Below are 17,010 nucleotides of genomic sequence, written 5' to 3'. Positions count from 1 at the left end.
CTCGACGATCCGCTACCACCGCACCAGATGACGGGGACCACCCTCCCCGCCGCCCACCCGCATCCGAGGCTCTCCTCTTGGCCATCCGTCTCGACACGCGCGACGCCGACTTCGAGCGCCGCTTCGCCGAACTCCTCGACATGAAGCGCGAGGTCTCCGAAGACGTCGACCGCGCCGTCGCCGACATCATCGCGCAGGTGCGCACCCGCGGCGACGCGGCGCTCTACGATCTGACCGCGAAGTTCGACCGCGTCGACCTGCGCCCGACCGGCCTGCGCGTCACGGCCGACGAGATCGCCGCCGCCAAGGCCGCCGTCGCGCCCGAGCTGATGGCCGCGCTGGAACTCGCCCGCGACCGCATCCGCTCGCACCACGCCCGCCAGCTGCCGAAGGACGACGTCTATACCGACAAGATCGGCGTGACGCTCGGCTCGAAGTGGACGGCGCTCGAATCGGTCGGCCTCTACGTGCCCGGTGGCACCGCGAGCTATCCCTCCTCGGTGCTGATGAACGCCGTGCCGGCCAAGGTCGCCGGCGTCGACCGCCTCGTCATGGTGGTGCCGACGCCCGACGGCAAGCTCAACCCGCTCGTCCTCGCCGCAGCCGACCTCGCCGGCGTCGACGAGATTTGGAAGATCGGCGGCGCCCAGGCCGTCGCCGCGCTCGCCTACGGTACAGAGAGCATCGCCCCCGTCGCCAAGATCGTCGGCCCCGGCAACGCCTTCGTGGCGGCGGCCAAGCGCCGTGTCTTCGGCAAGGTCGGCATCGACATGATCGCCGGCCCGTCGGAAGTGCTGATCATCGCCGACGAGAAGAACGACCCCGACTGGCTCGCCGCCGACCTGCTCGCCCAGGCCGAGCACGACGCCGCCGCCCAGTCGATCCTGATCACCACCTCGGCCGAGCTCGCCGACGCGGTCGAAGAGGCGGTCGAGAAGCAGCTGACGACCCTGTCGCGGGCAGAGACGGCGCGGGCGAGCTGGCGCGACTACGGCGCCATCGTCCTCGTCCGCACCCTCGACGAGGCGGTGCCGCTCGCCGACCGCATCGCCGCCGAGCACCTCGAGATCGCCCTCGACGATCCGGCGCCGCTGGCCGCACGCGTGCGCAATGCCGGCGCCCTGTTCCTCGGCCACCACACGCCGGAAGCGATCGGCGACTATGTCGGCGGCTCCAACCACGTGCTGCCGACGGCGCGCTCGGCGCGGTTCTCGTCGGGCCTGTCGACGCTCGACTTCGTCAAGCGCACGTCGATCCTGCAACTCGATGCCGAGGGCTTGCGCGCGCTCGGGCCGGCGGCGATGCTGCTGGCCGAGGCCGAAGGGCTCGACGCGCACGGCCGCTCCGTGTCCATCCGCCTCAACCTCTGACCACGGGACCCCTCCCGTGACGCTCGGTCGCCTCGGGAGGGCCGCACGCATCCCATGCCCCACGCCAACCCCGCGAAGCCCCGCACCCGCCTCGTCGCCGTCGACATCGACGAGGCCTCGATCGCCCGTGCCAGCGCCGACGTCGAACACGAGCGCGCCACCGCCATCTGGGACCTGATCGAGGACAACTCCTTCGCGCCGGTCGGCCACGACGGCGGCCCCTATCGGCTGCGCCTCGGGTTGGTCGAGAACCGCATGGCCTTCGAGATCAAGGAGGAGGACGGCACCCTCGTTGCCGCCCATCTCCTGTCGCTGACGCCCTTCCGCAAGATCGTGAAGGACTATTTCTTCGTCTGCGAGAGCTATTTCGCCGCCATTCGCACCGCCACCCCGTCGCAGATCGAGGCGATCGACATGGGCCGCCGTGGCCTGCACAACGACGGCTCGCAGGTGCTGATGGATCGCCTGACCGACAAGGTCGCGGTCGACTTCGACACCGCCCGCCGTCTCTTCACCCTGATCTGTGCCCTGCACTGGAAAGGCTGAGACGCATGGGCGGGACGCGGCCGACCTCCGTGCTCTTCGTCTGCGGCCTCAACGCCGTCCGCTCGCCGATGGCCGAGGCGCTGGCCCGCCGCCTGTTCGGCAAGTCGATCTACATCCAGTCCGCCGGCGTCCGTAAGGGCGAGCTCGACCCCTTCTCGGTCAAGGTGATGGAGGAGGTCGGCCTCGACATCGCCAAGCACCGGCCGCACACCATCGAGGACCTCGAGGACGACAATTTCGACCTCATCATCACGCTGGCGCCGGAGGCCCACCACAAGGCGCTCGACATGACGCGGACGCTCGCCGCCGACGTCGAGTACTGGCCGACGCCCGATCCGCAGCTCGCCACCGGCTCGCGCGACCAGATCCTCGACACCTACCGCCAGGTCCGCGACGGCCTCGAGCGCCGCATCCGCACCCGCCTCGACTGGAAGCCCGGCGGCGGCAGCTGAGCGCCGCGACGCGACCACACCCGCGCCCTTCGGGTTCCCTTTCCCGCCCCGATCCGCTAGCTTGCGCGCGAAATCGCAATCGTCCGAGAGATCCCCATGACCGCCGAACGTCCCAAACTCGTGCTGGCCTCCGCCTCGCCGCGCCGGCTGGGGCTGTTGCAGCAGATGGGGCTCGATCCCGATCATCTCCAGCCGATGCACGTCGACGAGACGCCGCTCGCCGGTGAACTGCCGCGCCAGCTCGCCCAGCGGCTCGCCAAGGACAAGGCGGAAGCCGCCCTCGCCTGGTCGAAGCGCGATGCCGCCTGGACCGGCAGCCACATCGTCACCGCCGACACCGTCGTCGCCGTCGGCCGCCGCATCCTGCCCAAGGCCGAGACCCGCGACGAGGCCGAGGAATGCCTCAAGCTCCTCTCCGGCCGCGGCCACCGCGTGTGGACCGGCATCGGTCTCGTCACCCCCTCGGGCGCGATCAAGACGCGGCTGGTGGAGAGCCGTCTGCGCTTCAAGCGCCTCGGCCGCGCCGAGATCGACGCCTATCTCGCCTCCGACGAGTGGCGCGGCAAGGCCGGCGGCTATGCCATCCAGGGGCTCGCCGGCGCCTTCGTGGTGCGGCTGATCGGCTCCTACCCGAATGTCGTCGGCCTGCCGCTCGCCGAGGTCATGGGCCTGCTCGAGGGTGCGGGTTATCCGGTCCGTGCCCAGTGGGCGAACCCGCCGGTGCCGGTCTGACCATGGCCCGCACCACCGCTCCCGAGACCACCGCCCGCCCCTGCCCGATCTGCGGCAAGCCGGCGGTCGCCGCCCATCGCCCCTTCTGCTCGCCGCGCTGCCGTCAGGTCGACCTGCACCGCTGGCTGAACGGTTCCTATGCCGTCCCGGTGGTCGAGGAAGACGGCGCCGAGGACCGCGAGGACTGACGTCCGCATCCGCGGCGAGGGCGAATTCCCCATGCGAGGCAGGATCTTGGCGCCTCGCACGGAGACCCGGGACGAGGCCGTCGGCGCCTTTGCCCACAGGCCGAAGTGCCGATCGATCTTTTCGCGCACTCCCCTCTGGACAGCCCTCCGACCTCTCGCTATAAGGCGCCTCACCAACGAGGTGGCGGTCACGCCGCCCTCCTCGCCCGGTCGCCTGGGTAGCTCAGTTGGTAGAGCAGCGGATTGAAAATCCGCGTGTCGGCGGTTCAAATCCGTCCCCAGGCACCATTTTCCTCCCCCCGTTTCGCCTCCGTCTCCACCGCGTCTCGCCGCGTGCCCTTTCGCGCGCCCACGAAACGCGTCGACCCCGCCGCGGGGCCCTGACGAGCGCCGCGACGGGGTCGAATGCGTGAGACCGGTCGATCAGACCGTCGCCTTGCCCGAGGCCACCACGAAGGTGCAGCCCTGCGCGGCGAGCGTCGAGGACGACACCCACAGATCGATGATCGCCGGGTTGGAAACCGCCGTGTTCCACGGATTGTGGAGATGCACGTTGCCGTTCGACGTGTCGTAGCCGATCACCTCGTACATGTGATTGCCGACGAGGTTGCCGGACACCGAGTTCGAGGTCGCCAGCATGATCTCCTGGCCGGCGTTGTAGGCATCGACGATCGCCTTGGAGCCGGGCGAATAATAGGAGACCGCCTTGCCGGTGATCTCGGTGATCGGGTCGCCCCAGCCGCCGGCGATCGCCGCGTAGGAGTTCGCCGCCGCGCGCGGCAGATAGCCCTCGGCGTTGTACTGGGCATAGGCCTTCTCGACCAGTTCGACCCAGCCGACGTTGCCGTTGGCGTATTCGAGCTTCGAGCCGTTGGCCCAGGAGACGTTGGCGAAGGTCGGCAGCTCGTTGTCGACCGTCACCCAATGGGCGCCGCCCGAGTTGTCGAGGAAGCGCACGCCCCAGGTGTTGTTGCCGTTGTCGACGATCATCGACTTGATGACGCTCGGATCGCGCATCGCGATCACCGCCAGCGACGACATCAGATAGCAGTCGCCGACATAGCCCTGGTTGACGTCCATGTAGGACGGCGTGCCGTTCGCATTCCACAGCGTCAGGCTGGTCGCCTTGTAGGTCGAGCCGTAGCTGGGGTCGATCGACGGCAGGTCGGTGCCGAGGAACCATTTGCCGATCAGGCGGTTGGCGTTGACCTCGGTGGTGCCCGACGCCATGTTGCCGAGCGCGACCTGCGATCCGCCGCCGTTCCACCAGGCGTTCGCCTTGTTGCCGCCGACGAGGTCGTGGAAGATCCCGTCGAGATAGGACGAGGTCGAGATCGCGCCGCCCGACGAGGCGACCATCGTGTCGACCGCCTGCAGCGAGGTGAACTCGGCCGCCGTGATGCCGCCGATCGCCGCGTCCTTGAGGATCTTCAACAGCCCGTCGTAGCCGATCGCGCCGTTCTTGACCTGCGTCTGCAGGTCGGCGGCGATGCCGGCGTCGGTGACGCCGGTCCACACCGACTGCGACGTGATCGTGCCGGTCGAGATCGCCGACCACAGCGTGCCGTCGGAGGCCTGCAGCGAGAAGGTCTCGGCGCCCGAGGTCGCGCCGGCGACGTAGGAGAGCTTGGCGAGATCGGCGGCGTTGATGGTGATCCACTGGCCCGAACCGATGGTCACGCCGTTCAGCTCGAAATGGCCGCCGCCCGAGCCGTTGTCCATGAAGCGATACTGCCTGATCGCGTCGCCGTCGGCATCCGAGACCGACTTGACCAGGCTCGAGGCGGCGATCCGGGCGCCGGCGTCGAGCGTCGTCGTCGTCGCGGCGACGACCGGCGCATGCTCGACCGTCGTCAGCGTACCGTTCACCGAGGTCGACCACACCTTGCCGTCGTAGACCTGCACCGAATAGCTCTCGGCGCCCGAGGCCGAGCCGCCGACGTAGGTCAGCTTGGCGAGATCGGCGGCACCGATCGTCACCCACTGGCCGTTGGCGATCTTCTGCCCGTTGAGCATGAAGTAGCCACCGCCCGCACCGTTGTCCATGAAGCGATACTGGGTGATCGCGTCGCCGTCGACGTCGGTCGCCGTCTTGATCAGGCTCGACGCGGCGATGACCTGATTGGCGTTGATCGTCGCCGAATTGGTGGTGACCGTGGCGGCATGATTGACGATCTGGATCTTGGAGGTCGCCGAGAGCGACCAGTCCGAACCGTCGAAGGCCTGGATCGACACCGTCTCCGTGCCGGTCGCGCCGGCGGCGACGTAGGAGAGCTTGGAGAGGTCGGCGGCGGTGACCGTCACCCACTGCCCGGCGGCGATCCTCGAGCCGGAGAGGACGAAGTATCCACCGGCCGCGCCGTTGTCCATGAAGCGATACTGGGTGATCGCGTCGCCGTCGGCGTCCTTCGCCGAACCGATCAGCGTCGAGGCCGCCACGACCTGGTTCGAATTCAGCGTCGCGGCATTGGCGGCGACCACCGCGGCATGGTTCACCGTGGTGACGGTGCCGGCGACCGTCGCCGACCATTCCTTGCCGTCGTAGGCCTGGATCGAGATCGCCTCCGCCCCCGATGCGCCCTTGGCGACATAGGCGAGCTTGGCGAGATCGGACGCCGCGACCGTCACCCACTCGCCGGCCGCGACCTTCTGGCCGGAGAGCGCGAGGTATCCGCCGCCCGTGCCGTCGTCCCTGAAGCGATAGTGCGTGATCGCGTCGCCGTCGGCGTCCTTCACCGACTTGATCAGCGCCGAGGCGGCGATCGACCGATTGGCGTCGATCTTGGCCGACAGCGCGGTCGCTACGGCCGCGTGATTGACGGTGGTGACGGTTCCCGTCGACGTCGCCGACCATTCCTTGCCGTCCGACACCTGGACCGAGAAGGTCTCCGAGGCGGTGCCGCCGGCGGCGACATAGCTCAGGCGGGCGAGATCGGCCGCATTGACCGTCACCCACTCGCCGGCGGCGATCTTCTGACTGCCGAGCAGGAAGTAGCCACCGGTCGAACCGTTGTCCATGAAGCGGTACTGGGCGATCTTGTCGCCGTCGGCATCGCCCACCGCGCCGAGCAGCGCCTTGGCGGAAACCGACTTGTTGGCATCGATGGTCGCCCCGCCGGCGGCCACCGTCGCGGCGTGATTGACCGTGCCGACGGTGGCTTCGACGCTCGCCGACCACGCCTTGCCGTCGTTCGCCTGGATCGACACCGTCTCCGACGCCGTTCCACCGGCGGCGACGTAGGAGAGCTTGCCGAGCTGCGCCGCGGTGACCGTGACCCACTGGCCCGCGGCGATCTTCTGGCCGGAGAAGACGAAGTATCCGCCGGCCGCGCCGTTGTCCATGAAGCGGTACTGGGTGATCGTGTCGCCGTCGGCGTCGCCGACCGACTTGATCAGCGTCGCCGCCGCGACCGACTTGTTGGCATTGATCGAGAGGTCGGCGGTCGCCAACGTCGCCGTGTGGTTGACGGTCGACAGCGTGCCGACCGCAGCTCCGGACCACGTCTTGCCGTCGTAGGCCTGGACCTGGAACGTCTCCGAGCCGGAGGCGCCGACGCCGACATAGGTGAGCTTCGCCAGCTGCGCCTGCGTCACCGTGAACCACTGGCCCGCCGCCATCTTCCGCCCGTCGAGCATGAAGTAGCCGCCGCTCGAACCGTTGTCGACGAAGCGGTATTGGGTGACCGCGTCGCCGTCGGCGTCGCGGACCGAGGCGACGAGGGCGGCGCCCGAGATCGACTTGTTGGCGTCGACGCTCAGATTGGCGGCGGTCAGGGTCGGTGCGTTGTTCGGCATGGCTTCGAACGATCCTCGCGACACGGCGGACGCAGGGTCCGGCGTTGTATTGCCGAGGATGAAAAGGCCGCGACCCTTTCCAAAGCAATGAAGGGCAACGCGTATCTTGATTGTGTCGCTAAGATTTCCTGAACGTTTCCCCTCTGAACTTCCCCGTCTGCTGCACGTTGCGGGAAGAGCGCGGAGAACGGCCGATTTTCGTTCACGTTCCGCCAACCGTTTGCGTGCATCGTCGTGGACGAGATCGGTCGGCGGATCCGCGGGGGGCGCGGAGTGTCGCGACCGTCAGGGGACCCGGCCCGGACCATGCAGAACACCGCCACCGCCCGACCCGCCGAGGGCGGCGCGACCCCGGCCGTCGATACCGGCATCGAGGGTCTCGTCCGGCTCGCCCGCCATTGGCAGATCCCGTCCGACGGCGCGCAGCTGCGCCACGAACTGGCGCTCGTCGGCCGCACCGCCGGTCCGCAGGACATCGTTCGCGCCGCCCGCCTGCTCGACCTCAAGGCCCGCGTCGCCGAAGGCGTCGACGCCGACCGCCTCGGCCGCATCCCGCTGCCGGCGCTGCTCGAGCTGAAGGACGGCTCGTGGACGATCCTGGCGCCCGGCGCCCCCGACGGCAAGATCCGCCTGATCGACCCCTACGAGCGCGGCGCCGGCGAGATCTCCCTCGCCGAGGCGATCGGGCTTTCGACCGGCCGCGCCGTCCAGGTCACCCGCCGTTTCCGCGGCCGCGGCATCGATCCGGAGACCTTCGGCTTCCGCTGGTTCCTGCCGTCGCTGGTGCGCTACCGCAAGCCGTTGATCCAGGTGGTGATCGCCTCGCTCTTCGTGCAGTTCTTCGCCCTGCTGACGCCGATGTTCTTCCAGCTGGTGGTCGACAAGGTGCTCGTCCACAAGGGCCTGTCGACGCTGGTCGTCCTCGTCGTCGGCATGGTGCTGCTCGCCGTCTTCGAGACGCTGCTGCAGTTCCTGCGCACCTATGCGCTGAACCACACCACCAACCGCATCGACGTCGAGCTCGGCGCCCGCCTCTTCTCCCACCTCTTCCGCCTGCCGCTCACCTATTTCGAGACGCGCGCGGCCGGCCAGACGGTGGCGCGCATGCGCGAGCTCGAGACCATCCGCTCCTTCCTCACCGGACAGGGGCTGACCTCGCTGCTCGATCTCGTCTTCACCATCGTCTTCTTCGCGGTGATGTTCGTCTATTCGCCGATGCTGACGCTGGTCGTCCTCGCCTCGATCCCGGTCTATCTGGTGATCGCCGCGGTGCTGAGGCCCCTGCTCCAGGACCAGATCGCCGAGAAGTTCAACCGCGGCGCCCGCTCGCAACAGTTCCTCGTCGAGAGCGTCGTCGGCGCCCAGACGCTGAAGGCGGCGAGCGTCGAGCCGATCATGCAGATGCAGTGGGAGGAGCGGCTCGCCGCCTATGTGCGCACCTCCTTCGACGCCTCGATGCTCGGTGCCGTCGGCCAGAACCTCGTGCAGTTCGTCTCCAAGGCGACCACCGCCCTCGTCCTCTTCGTCGGCGCCCAGGCGGTGATGGCGGGCGAGATGACGGTCGGCGAGCTGATCGCCTTCAACATGATTGCCGGTCAGGTGGTCCAACCGATCCTGCGCCTCTCGCAGCTGTGGCAGGACTTCCAGCAGGTCCAGGTCTCGGTCGAACGCCTCGGCGACATCCTCCTCGCCCCGCCGGAGCCCGCGCCGCCCGCCATGGTGTCGATGAAGCCGCTCGAGGGCGCGATCGAACTGCGCGGCGTCACGCTGCGCTACCGCCCCGATGCGCCGGAGGTCCTGAAGAACGTCGATCTCTCCATCGCCGCCGGCGAGGTGATCGGCATCGTCGGGCCGTCGGGGTCCGGCAAGTCGACGCTGACCAAGGTGATCCAGCGCCTGCACATGCCCGGCCGCGGCCAGATCCTGGTCGACGGCGTCGACGTCGCCCAGGTCGATCCCGGCTGGCTGCGCCGCCAGATCGGCGTGGTGCTGCAGGAGAACATGCTGTTCAACCGCACCATCCACGAGAACATCGCGCTCGGAAACCCGGCGATGAGCCGCGCCGAGGTGCTCGCCGCCGCCCGCCTCGCCGGTGCCGACGAGTTCATCCGCGAGATGCCGCGCGGCTACGACACGATGATCGAGGAACGCGGCGCCAACCTCTCCGGCGGCCAGCGCCAGCGCATCGCCATCGCCCGGGCGCTCGCCACCAACCCGCGCGTCCTGATCCTCGACGAGGCGACCTCCGCCCTCGACTACGAGAGCGAGCGCATCATCCAGGACAACATGAAGGCGATCGTGAAGGGCCGCACCGTCATCGTCATCGCCCACCGTCTCGCCGCCGTCCGCCCCTGCACGCGGATCGTCGGCATGAGGGCCGGCGAGATCGTCGAGGTCGGCAGCCACGAGGAGTTGCTGGCGCGCGAAGGCGGCCTCTACGCCCGGCTGTGGTCGCTCCAGTCGGCGGCGAAGGAGGCGTGAGATGAAGTCGATCCTCGCCCGCATCGCCGGCACCGACCGCGAGTTCCTCCCCGCCGCGCTCGAGATCCAGGAGACGCCGCCGGCCCCCCTGCCGATGGCGATCATGGGCACGATCTGCGCCTTCGCCCTCGTCGCCATCCTGTGGTCGTTCTTCGGCCGGCTCGACGTCCATGCCGTGGCGCAGGGCAAGGTCGTGTCGAGCCAGTCGACCAAGATCATCCAGCCGCTCGAGCCCGGCCGCGTCGCCGCCATCCGGGTCGAGAACGGCTCGCGGGTGAAGGCCGGCGACCTCCTGGTCGAACTCGACGCCTCGGAGGCCCTCGCCGACGAGCGGACCAACGCCGACCGGCTCGACTCGAGCCTCGCCGAGATCGCCCGCCGCCGCTTCTCGACGGAGGTCGTCCGTGCCGCGCAGGGTCGCGTTGCCCGCACCGATGCCGCCGCGACGATCGACACCCTCTTCACCGACGTCGGGCCGATCCCCTTCGACGCCGCGCTTCCCGAGGACGCGCGCCGTCGCGAGACGGCCGTGCTCGCCGCCGAACTCGGCCGCCTCGCCGACGCGCTCGCGGCCATCGACAAGCAGGTCGTGCAGAAACAGGCGACCCGCAGCCGCCTCGAGATGGCCATGGCCAACGACCGCCGCCTGATCGAGACCGTGCTCGGCCGCGTCGACACCCGCCAGCAGGCGATCGACATGAAGGTCGGTACCAAGATCAACCTCTACGACGCGCAGGAATCGCTCGACCGCGCCCAGGCCTCGCTCGCCGCCGACCAGGGTCAGCTGATCGAGACCGACGCCTCGATCGTCCAGCTCCACGCCGAGAAGCAGAAGGTCCTTTCGCAGTCGATCGCCGAGGACGAGAACCGCATCGCCGAGGCCGCCCGCAAGGCCGACGAGGCCCGCCAGATGCTCGCCAAGGCCCGCGTCCATCTCGACCGCACCCGCCTCGTCGCGCCGATCGACGGCGTCGTCCAGAAGATGGCGGTGACGACCATCGGCCAAGTGGTGACGACCGGCCAGCAGCTCCTCGTCGTCACCCCCGACCAGGGGCCGCTGCTGATCGACGCACTGGTCTCCAACCTCGACGTCGGCTTCGTCGAGGTCGGCCAGGACGTGGTGGTCAAGGTCGACGCCTTCCCCTTCACCCGCTACGGCACGCTGCGCGGCGAGGTGGTCAAGATCGCCACCGAAGCGGTCGACGAGGCGGAAGCCAAGCGCACCCTCGCCAACGCCACAGCGCCGACCGCCGGCGCCGCCGCGGTGGGTGCCGCCCCCGGCGTGCCGCAGAGCTTCGTCTTCCCCGTCACCGTGGCGCTGAAGGACACCGCCATCCGCGTCGACGAGAAGACCATGCCGCTGACCCCCGGCATGACCGTCGTCATCGACATCAAGACGTCGAGCCGCCGGGTGATCGACTACGTCTTCTCGCCCATCGCCAAGGTTTCGTCGGAGGCGCTCAGGGAGCGCTGAGGCGGGGCGAGGCGAGGCGCAACGCCGAGGCGTTTCGGATCGACGTCCGTGCGCGATCCTTCGAGACGCGCCTGCGGCGCTCCTCAGGATGAGGTTCCGGAGATTGCCGCGGCAAACACGAACGCCTCATGCCTAGGAGGGCGTCGAAGACGCCCGTCTCGAAGCATCGCGCACGGCATCGCATACGGCTCGACCGCCTCATGCAAAGGCCCGCGGAGGGGAGAATGGCCCCCGCCGCACCGCCGAGCCCGGCACCCGGCCACGCGCGCCCCTCCATCCTCCGACATCCCTGCCCCGCACCTTCGCCGCATTGACGATTACGGAAAGATTCTGCCCTATTCAGCATCCCGAGACTCCGCGAGGCTCCGATGCGTCCGTCCGTGTTCCGCCGCCTGATGAACCTGTGGCCGCCGTTCCTCTTCACCGGCATCCGCTGCACGCACATCTCCGAAGACTTCCGCGAGACCGAGGTCGAGCTGCGGCTGCGCTGGTGGAACCGCAACTACGTCGGCGTCCATTTCGGCGGCTCGCTCTTCGCCATGACCGATCCGTTCTACATGCTGATGGTGCTGAAGAACCTCGGCAAGGACTGGGTCGTCTGGGACAAGGGCGCGACGATCGACTACATCGCGCCGGGCCGCGGCACCGTCACCGCCCGTTTCCGCCTCGACGAGGCCCGCCTCGACGAGATTCGCGCCGCCGGCGCCGACGGCGCCAAGGTGCTGCCGACCTTCCGTTGCGAGATCACCGACACCGACGGCCGCCTCGTCGCCACCGTCGACCGCACCCTCTACGTACGCCGCAAGCGCGAGCCCTCGCCCGCCTCCGCCTGACGCGTCGCCGCGGCCTCGCGCAGCGCGGCGACCATCGCCCGCATGCCGGGCTCCTGCACCTTGTCCCGCCGCCGCACGATGCCGAGCCGACGTTCGAGCGGCGGATCGAGCGGGCGGATGTCGAGGCCCTCCGCCCGTGCGTCGACCGGGAACGCCAGCGCCGGCAGGACCGCGACCCCGAGCCCGGCGCCGACCAACTGACGGATCGTCTCGACGCTCGCCAGTTCCATCACCGGCCTGACCGCGACACCGCCGGCGGTGAACCAGTCGTCGACGATGCGGCGGGTCGACCCGCGCGATTCGTAGAGGATCAGCGGATGGCGCGCGAGTTCGACGGCGCCGAGCCCACCGCCTTCCGGCACCGCACCGGCCGGCAGCACCGCCACCATCGGATCGACCAGCAGCTCCTCCACTTCGAAGACACGGCCGGACACCGGCAGGGTGACGAGCGCGATGTCGATGCGATTGGCCTCGAGCTCGGCCAGCATGTCGGCGGTGTCACCGGTCCGCACGATCACTTCGAGACCGGGAAAGGCGCCGCGCAGACGGCGGAGCGGCCCGGGCAGGAAATGCAGGCAGGCCGTCGCTCCGGTACCGATCGCCACGCGGCCGGTCGTGCCCTCGCGATGCGGCGCGATCGCCGCGATCGCCGCGGCATGAGCCGCCCGCAGCCGCTCGACATGGACCAGGAGTTCCACCCCCGCGGCGGTCGGCGTCACCCGTCGCCCGATCCGCTCCAGCAGACGCACGCCGAGTTCGCGCTCCAGCCGCCGGACCTTCAGGCTCATCGCCGACTGGGTCAGCCCCAGTTCGTCCGCCGCCCGGGTGAAGCCGCCGGCGGTGGCGACGGCGCGAAAGGCGAAGAGTGCGTCGAGGTCGGGGCTGATCATCGATGATTTTTTCTCATGCCTTGCACAATTGTCATGAGCTTGATCGAAGGAGAACCATCCCGCAAGAAGAGAGCCCGCGCGGCTCGTGCCGCCCACGAAGGATCTCCGATGTCCGCCGCCGCCCTCCACGTCCGCCCCGCCGTGACCGCCGATTTCGCGGCGATCCGCGCGATCTACGCCCATGCCGTGGAGACCGGTTGCGCCTCCTTCGAACTCGTCGCCCCGAGCCTCGCCGAGATGCTCGCCCGCCGCGACAAGATCGCCGCCGAGGGCTTTCCCTGGCTGGTGGCGGAGGAAGACGGCCGCGTCCTCGGCTACGGCTATCTCGGCTTCTATCGCACCCGGCCGGCCTATCGCTTCACCGTCGAGAACTCGGTCTATGTCGCCCCCGACGCCAAGGGCCGCGGCGTCGGCCGGGCGCTGATGGTCGAGCTCCTCGTCCGCGCCGAGGCCATGGGCTTCCGCCGGATGATCGCGGTGATCGGCGACAGCGGCAACGCCGCCTCGATCGGCCTCCATGCCGCGCTCGGCTTCGAGCCCGCCGGCGTCCTGCCCGCGGTCGGCTGGAAACACGGACGCTGGCTCGACAGCGTGCTGATGCAGCGCGCCCTCGGGGACGGCGACGCCACCCCGCCGGTCGACCGCGTGCCGGCGGAAGCCTCGCGATGATCTCCGGCCGGGTCATCGCCGCGCTCTCCGCCTCGCAGCTGATCGGCTGGGGCGTCACCTTCTACGCCGTCGGCGTCTTCTCCGGCCGCATCGTCGCCGATACCGGCCTCTCCCTCACCACCGTCCACGGCGGCTTCTCGCTCGCCCTCGTCGTGATGGGCCTCGTCTCGCCCGCCGTCGGGCGCGCCATCGACCGCGCCGGCGGCCGGATGACCATGACCATCGGCTCGGCGCTCTCGGCGCTCGGCCTCGCCGTGCTGGCGCAGTCGCACGAGGAGATCGCCTGGTTCGCCGGCTGGGCGATCCTCGGCGTCTCGATGCGGATGACGCTCTACGACGCCGCCTTCGCCGCGCTCGTCCGCATCGATCCGGCGGACGCCCGCCGCGCGCTCTCCACCGTGGCACTGTCGGGCGGTCTCGCCTCGACGGTGTTCTGGACGGTCGGCGAGTTCCTCGCCGTCCACTGGGGCTGGCGCGTCGCCATGGGCGCCTTCGCCGGCTTCGCCGCCCTCACCCTGCCGCTGCACTGGATGCTGCCGGCCGCCGCCGCCGATCCGCGCCTCCACGTCGACCCGACGGCCCGCCCCCTCGCCCCGCCGCTCGCCGAGACGGCGGAGGAACGGCGCATCGCCGCCTTCCTCTTCGCCACGATGATCGTCGCCGTCTCGACGCTCGCCTCCGCACTCGCCGCCCAGATCATCCCGCTGATGACCGCCGTCGGTCTCGCCGGATCCGCCGCCGTCTTCGTCGCCACCACCCGCGGCGTCGGCCAGTCGGCCGCCCGCCTCGCCGAACTCGCCTCCGGCAGCCGCCTGCATCCGGTCGACCTGACGCTGCTCTCCTGCGCGGCTCTGCCGGTGACGCTGGCCTTCGCCCCCTTCGCCGGCCTCTCCTACGCCGCCGCCCTCGCCTTCGCGATCGGCGGCGGCATGGGCAACGGCCTCGTCACCGTGGCGCGCGGCGCCCTGCCGCTGGTGCTCTTCGACCCCGCCGCCTACGGCTCGCTGACCGGCCGGCTCGGCGCACCCGCCTTCTGGGCCTCGGCGGTGGCGCCGGTGACGGTCGCCGCCATCCTCGATCGCTTCGGGCCGAACGCCGCCTTCGCCGCCCTCGCGGTCCCGGCGCTGGCCGCCGCCGTCGCCGCACTCCTCCTGCGCCTGCGCTTCGGCGCCCGGATCGCGGCGCGCGGGCGTGGAAACCAGCTCTGAACCACGTTCCCTCGCGTCGCCCCGGCGCCATGGGCAGAGCCCGATTTCTGTGCAATACTCCCCGGAAACAAGAGAGACTTCCTCGGGAGGGAAGCCGCAGATGAAGACGTCCATGCCCCTGCTCGTCGCGACCTTCGTCGCCGCAACGATCGTGTCCCTGGTGCTGCCTAACATCGCCGGCGCGCAGCGTCCGGCGGCCAATCCGGCCGTGACGCAGGCTTCCTTGGGACCGCTCGCCGCCGCGCGCTGACATTCCTCCACCGTCCGGAACCCGACGATCACACCCCCTCGGTCGCTCTCGCGAAGACCGGGGTTTTCGTCGTTGCCCCCGACCAGGAACCCGCGCCCGCACCGCGACTGGACGTTTCTTGAGCTTCATGCTCAAAAATCGAGCCGTCGACTGCCCGCGACGCAGGCACTTCCATCATTTCCCCACCACAACCAACGTCTCTGCTCGAGACGCTTGCTCGCTGAACGGCGAATGAGCAGAATTGGCACGTGACTTGCTCACGATTTCGCCAATTCGCATCGAAATTCCGCACCCGGGGGTTCGCATGAAGCTCGTCGTCGCCGTCATCAAGCCGTTCAAACTCGACGAGGTCCGCGATGCGCTGACCAAGCTCGGGATCCACGGCATGACCATCACCGAAGTGAAGGGCTACGGCCGCCAGAAGGGTCACGCCGAGATCTACCGCGGCGCCGAATACGTCGTCAGCTTCCTGCCCAAGGTCCGCCTCGAGGCCGCCGTCCCGGACGGTCTGGTCGAAGCCACCGTCGATGCGATCCGCACCGCAGCCCATTCCGGCCAGATCGGCGACGGCAAGATCTTCGTCCTGCCGATCGAACAGGCCATGCGCATCCGCACCGCCGAAGTGGGCGACGACGCCCTCTGACACCCCCGTCCGGCCGGCGAGCCCGTGACGCGGGCGCGGCGGCCGGGCAGATCATCGATCGAACGCGGCCGGGGGAAGGTCGCGGTCGTTCATCCTCTCGACCGGAACCCACGCCCATGTCGAAACTCGCGACGTCCCTCGCCGGGGCGATGCTCTTTCTTTGCCTCGGCTCCGCCGCCCGCGCCGCGGAGGGCGGCATCGACGCCGCCGATACCGGCTTCATGATGGTGGCCACCGCCCTCGTGCTGATGATGACGCTGCCCGGCCTGGCGCTCTTCTACGCCGGCATGGTGCGCAAGAAGAGCCTGCTGGCCATCATGGCCCAGTCGGTCGCCGCCACCGCGATCGTCTCGATCCTGTGGTTCGGTTTCGGCTATTCGCTCGTCTTCTCCGGCGACGGCGCGATGATCGGCGACTTCGCCCGCCTGTTCGGCCACGGCATCGCCCCGACGACCACGATCGCCGCCGCGCCGACCATCCCGGAACTGCTGTTCATGGCCTATCAGATGACCTTCGCGGTCATCACCTGCGCCCTGGTCGGCGGCGCCGTCGCCGACCGCATGAGCTTCGCCGCCTTCCTCGCCTTCTGCGTGGTGTGGCTGTTCCTGGTCTATGTGCCCTCCGCCCACTGGGTGTGGGGCGGCGGCTTCCTCGCCAGGCTCGGCGCCCTCGACTTCGCCGGCGGCACGGTCGTCCACATCAACGCCGGCATCGCCGGTCTGGTCGCCGCCGTGATGGTCGGCAAGCGCATGGGCTACGGCCGCGAGAACCTCGCGCCCTACGACCTGTCGATGGCGGTGATGGGCACCGGCCTCCTGTGGGTCGGCTGGTTCGGCTTCAACGGCGGTTCGGCGCTGGCGGCTTCCTCGCGCGCGGTCTACGCCATCGTCGCCACCCACCTCTCGGCCTGTGCCGGCGCCATCGCCTGGACGACGCTGGAATGGCTCCACCGCGGCAAGCCCTCGGTGCTCGGCATGATCTCGGGCGCCATCGCCGGTCTCGGCATGATCACCCCGGCCTCGGGCTACATCGAGCCCTGGGCGGGTCTCGTCATCGGCCTCGTCGGCGGGCTCGCCTGCTACTGGTTCTGCACCTGGCTGAAGGTGCGGCTCGCCTACGACGACAGCCTCGACGTCTTCGGCGTCCACGGCGTCGGCGGCCTCGTCGGCACCTCGCTGGTCGGCGTCTTCGCCACCGCCTCGGTCACCGGCGATGCCGCCCAGGCGGGCGTCGTCGACGGCAACTGGAAGCTCCTCGGCGCCCAGCTCGTCGCCGTCGGCGTGGTGACGGCGTGGTGCGTGGTCGGCACCTGGGTCGCGCTGAAGATCGCCGGCCTGATCGCCCCGCTGCGGGTCGCGCCCGACCAGGAACGCGAAGGTCTCGACCTCGCGCTCCACGGCGAGACGCTGCACGCCTGACGCAGCGTCACAAAAGTCGCCCGAGAGCCTCGAACGACGGCGAAAAACCGCCGTCGTTCGA

The 17,010-nt window shown here is 69.6% G+C and carries 15 protein-coding genes and 1 tRNA gene; 14 read left to right on the top strand and 2 right to left on the bottom strand.

From position 1 onward, the window contains the following. The first annotated feature begins 77 nt into the window (after positions 1 to 77). The 6 genes from hisD to ACT541_RS15280 all read left to right on the top strand — a co-directional run bounded on the left by hisD (position 78) and on the right by ACT541_RS15280 (position 3,576). Positions 78 to 1,370: a histidinol dehydrogenase gene (gene hisD / locus ACT541_RS15305; protein ID WP_476137949.1), complete on the top strand. Its 1,293-nt coding sequence runs from the start codon at positions 78 to 80 to the stop codon at positions 1,368 to 1,370. 54 nt (positions 1,371 to 1,424) lie between these two features. Then, the gene (locus ACT541_RS15300; RefSeq protein WP_476137948.1) at positions 1,425 to 1,916 is read left to right on the top strand and encodes a UPF0262 family protein; all 492 of its coding nucleotides are present in this window, start codon (positions 1,425 to 1,427) and stop codon (positions 1,914 to 1,916) included. A gap of 5 nt (positions 1,917 to 1,921) precedes the next feature. Then, positions 1,922 to 2,368 carry an arsenate-mycothiol transferase ArsC gene (locus ACT541_RS15295; RefSeq protein WP_476137947.1) on the top strand — a complete coding sequence of 149 codons (447 nt, stop codon included), beginning with the start codon at positions 1,922 to 1,924 and terminating at the stop codon, positions 2,366 to 2,368. A gap of 96 nt (positions 2,369 to 2,464) precedes the next feature. Then, complete coding sequence (locus tag ACT541_RS15290) at positions 2,465 to 3,100, top strand: Maf-like protein (RefSeq protein WP_476137946.1); 636 nt, start codon at positions 2,465 to 2,467, stop codon at positions 3,098 to 3,100. 2 nt (positions 3,101 to 3,102) lie between these two features. Then, on the top strand, positions 3,103 to 3,288 hold the full coding sequence (gene yacG / locus ACT541_RS15285; RefSeq protein ID WP_476137945.1) for a DNA gyrase inhibitor YacG: 186 nt from the start codon (positions 3,103 to 3,105) through the stop codon (positions 3,286 to 3,288). Between the two features lie 212 nt (positions 3,289 to 3,500). After that, positions 3,501 to 3,576, top strand: a tRNA-Phe gene (locus ACT541_RS15280). Positions 3,577 to 3,711: 135 nt separating this feature from the next. Here the strand turns inward: ACT541_RS15280 and ACT541_RS15275 are convergent. Further along, positions 3,712 to 7,083, bottom strand: coding sequence for a C2 family cysteine protease (locus ACT541_RS15275; protein ID WP_476137944.1), 3,372 nt, complete (start codon positions 7,081 to 7,083; stop codon positions 3,712 to 3,714). Between the two features lie 306 nt (positions 7,084 to 7,389). Between ACT541_RS15275 and ACT541_RS15270 the strand changes: the two genes are divergently transcribed. From ACT541_RS15270 to ACT541_RS15260, 3 genes are all read left to right on the top strand, one after another. Further along, positions 7,390 to 9,564 carry a type I secretion system permease/ATPase gene (locus ACT541_RS15270; protein ID WP_476137943.1) on the top strand — a complete coding sequence of 725 codons (2,175 nt, stop codon included), beginning with the start codon at positions 7,390 to 7,392 and terminating at the stop codon, positions 9,562 to 9,564. Position 9,565: 1 nt separating this feature from the next. Continuing rightward, positions 9,566 to 11,038 (top strand): HlyD family type I secretion periplasmic adaptor subunit, encoded by a 1,473-nt coding sequence (locus tag ACT541_RS15265; RefSeq protein WP_476137942.1) that lies wholly within the window; start codon positions 9,566 to 9,568, stop codon positions 11,036 to 11,038. Positions 11,039 to 11,406: 368 nt separating this feature from the next. Further along, positions 11,407 to 11,871, top strand: coding sequence for a DUF4442 domain-containing protein (locus ACT541_RS15260; RefSeq protein WP_476137941.1), 465 nt, complete (start codon positions 11,407 to 11,409; stop codon positions 11,869 to 11,871). Here ACT541_RS15260 and ACT541_RS15255 read toward each other — a convergent pair. Then, positions 11,829 to 12,761 carry a LysR family transcriptional regulator gene (locus tag ACT541_RS15255; protein WP_476137940.1) on the bottom strand — a complete coding sequence of 311 codons (933 nt, stop codon included), beginning with the start codon at positions 12,759 to 12,761 and terminating at the stop codon, positions 11,829 to 11,831. The two genes, ACT541_RS15260 and ACT541_RS15255, sit on opposite strands and share 43 nt — an antisense overlap. A 108-nt stretch (positions 12,762 to 12,869) precedes the next feature. Here ACT541_RS15255 and ACT541_RS15250 point away from each other — a divergent pair, with 108 nt between their 5' ends. The 5 genes from ACT541_RS15250 to ACT541_RS15230 all read left to right on the top strand — a co-directional run bounded on the left by ACT541_RS15250 (position 12,870) and on the right by ACT541_RS15230 (position 16,949). Then, the gene (locus ACT541_RS15250; RefSeq protein ID WP_476137939.1) at positions 12,870 to 13,430 is read left to right on the top strand and encodes an N-acetyltransferase family protein; all 561 of its coding nucleotides are present in this window, start codon (positions 12,870 to 12,872) and stop codon (positions 13,428 to 13,430) included. Further along, entirely contained in the window at positions 13,427 to 14,638 is a 1,212-nt protein-coding gene (locus tag ACT541_RS15245) for an MFS transporter (protein WP_476137938.1), read from the top strand. Before ACT541_RS15250 ends, ACT541_RS15245 begins: the two co-directional genes overlap by 4 nt. A 100-nt stretch (positions 14,639 to 14,738) precedes the next feature. After that, the gene (locus tag ACT541_RS15240) at positions 14,739 to 14,888 is read left to right on the top strand and encodes a hypothetical protein (protein WP_476137937.1); all 150 of its coding nucleotides are present in this window, start codon (positions 14,739 to 14,741) and stop codon (positions 14,886 to 14,888) included. A 304-nt stretch (positions 14,889 to 15,192) separates the two neighbouring features. After that, positions 15,193 to 15,531 carry a P-II family nitrogen regulator gene (locus ACT541_RS15235; protein WP_476137936.1) on the top strand — a complete coding sequence of 113 codons (339 nt, stop codon included), beginning with the start codon at positions 15,193 to 15,195 and terminating at the stop codon, positions 15,529 to 15,531. A 116-nt stretch (positions 15,532 to 15,647) separates the two neighbouring features. Then, on the top strand, positions 15,648 to 16,949 hold the full coding sequence (locus ACT541_RS15230) for an ammonium transporter (protein WP_476137935.1): 1,302 nt from the start codon (positions 15,648 to 15,650) through the stop codon (positions 16,947 to 16,949). Positions 16,950 to 17,010 lie beyond the last annotated feature (61 nt).

This window comes from Pinisolibacter sp. DMC100 (assembly GCF_056313705.1).
The sequence above is the reverse complement of the archived record's forward strand: the minus strand, read 5'-3'. Positions and strand labels throughout refer to the sequence as shown.

What these genes read in the sequence shown, in the direction of transcription:
- ACT541_RS15250 (WP_476137939.1), top strand. Translation starts at nt 12,870, where the DNA reads ATGTCCGCCGCCGCCCTCCACGTCCGCCCCGCCGTGACCGCCGATTTC.
- ACT541_RS15300 (WP_476137948.1), top strand. Translation starts at nt 1,425, where the DNA reads ATGCCCCACGCCAACCCCGCGAAGCCCCGCACCCGCCTCGTCGCCGTC.
- ACT541_RS15240 (WP_476137937.1), top strand. Translation starts at nt 14,739, where the DNA reads ATGAAGACGTCCATGCCCCTGCTCGTCGCGACCTTCGTCGCCGCAACG.
- ACT541_RS15235 (WP_476137936.1), top strand. Translation starts at nt 15,193, where the DNA reads ATGAAGCTCGTCGTCGCCGTCATCAAGCCGTTCAAACTCGACGAGGTC.
- ACT541_RS15275 (WP_476137944.1), bottom strand. Translation starts at nt 7,083, where the DNA reads ATGCCGAACAACGCACCGACCCTGACCGCCGCCAATCTGAGCGTCGAC.
- ACT541_RS15270 (WP_476137943.1), top strand. Translation starts at nt 7,390, where the DNA reads ATGCAGAACACCGCCACCGCCCGACCCGCCGAGGGCGGCGCGACCCCG.
- ACT541_RS15295 (WP_476137947.1), top strand. Translation starts at nt 1,922, where the DNA reads ATGGGCGGGACGCGGCCGACCTCCGTGCTCTTCGTCTGCGGCCTCAAC.
- ACT541_RS15245 (WP_476137938.1), top strand. Translation starts at nt 13,427, where the DNA reads ATGATCTCCGGCCGGGTCATCGCCGCGCTCTCCGCCTCGCAGCTGATC.
- ACT541_RS15255 (WP_476137940.1), bottom strand. Translation starts at nt 12,761, where the DNA reads ATGATCAGCCCCGACCTCGACGCACTCTTCGCCTTTCGCGCCGTCGCC.
- ACT541_RS15265 (WP_476137942.1), top strand. Translation starts at nt 9,566, where the DNA reads ATGAAGTCGATCCTCGCCCGCATCGCCGGCACCGACCGCGAGTTCCTC.
- ACT541_RS15230 (WP_476137935.1), top strand. Translation starts at nt 15,648, where the DNA reads ATGTCGAAACTCGCGACGTCCCTCGCCGGGGCGATGCTCTTTCTTTGC.
- ACT541_RS15290 (WP_476137946.1), top strand. Translation starts at nt 2,465, where the DNA reads ATGACCGCCGAACGTCCCAAACTCGTGCTGGCCTCCGCCTCGCCGCGC.
- yacG (WP_476137945.1), top strand. Translation starts at nt 3,103, where the DNA reads ATGGCCCGCACCACCGCTCCCGAGACCACCGCCCGCCCCTGCCCGATC.
- ACT541_RS15260 (WP_476137941.1), top strand. Translation starts at nt 11,407, where the DNA reads ATGCGTCCGTCCGTGTTCCGCCGCCTGATGAACCTGTGGCCGCCGTTC.